General features: G+C 49.9%; 2 protein-coding genes. Both read right to left on the bottom strand.

The features are described 5' to 3' along the window. The coding region (locus tag HMPREF9074_RS11700) for a D-Ala-D-Ala carboxypeptidase family metallohydrolase (RefSeq protein ID WP_034541127.1) at positions 1–265 on the bottom strand (265 nt) is incomplete at its 3' end. Between the two features lie 76 nt (positions 266–341). Next, on the bottom strand, positions 342–672 hold a 331-nt coding region (locus tag HMPREF9074_RS12560), incomplete at its 5' end, for a hypothetical protein (protein WP_198133054.1).

The following is a 672-nucleotide window of genomic DNA, read 5'->3' as shown; positions in this document are numbered from 1 at the left end:
CTTGTGCGGGCGGTATACCGCGTACAACAATGTCGGCTGCACTGGCGGTTAGGTGGGCTGAACCTCCTACTCCGCCTACTTTTTTGTTGTGCTCTGGGGTGCGGTAACCGCTGGTGATGATAATGGGTTTACCACCCAGTGCGGCGCGCAATACTTCTAAGTTGTCGGCTACCTTTTTGGCGTTATGTAGGTACTGGGGCGGTACGGGGGTACCGTCTTTGCAGGTAAATTCAGATACTTTGAAATGCTTTGTAAAATTTGTCATAGCTTATTTTTTAGCTTAAAGTGGCGATATAGGAGGTAGCCGGCGACTATGAGCAGTAAGCCGCTACCACTGATGATTACTTTTTTTTTAATGCTTTCTTGGCTAATGGTATCATATCGTAGGCGGCTTGGTAGCTGCTGTCGGGTATGCGGGTGTGGTCAGGGTGGCACTCTATCTGGGCTATGGCACGCGCAATGGTGATGTAAAAGTCCTTTGTAAAACTATCGGCTGTAAGGGGCGCGGTGGGGCTTATGCCTAACGCTTTGCTTACGCGGGCAATGTAGCCGCTGGTGTTATTCTCGCTGGGGGGAGCCCATACGCTGATGATTTTGGTAAGGGTGTCGAGTTTGTCGCGGGTAACCTTTGTATGTACGTTTATCATTAGGGCACGCAATCCGTTTTCGATA

The organism is Capnocytophaga sp. oral taxon 329 str. F0087 (assembly GCF_000213295.2).
Taxonomy (GTDB): Bacteria; Bacteroidota; Bacteroidia; order Flavobacteriales; family Flavobacteriaceae; genus Capnocytophaga; species Capnocytophaga leadbetteri_A.
Note: the sequence above shows the minus strand (reverse complement) of the source record. Positions and strands in the feature narration are given on the sequence as shown.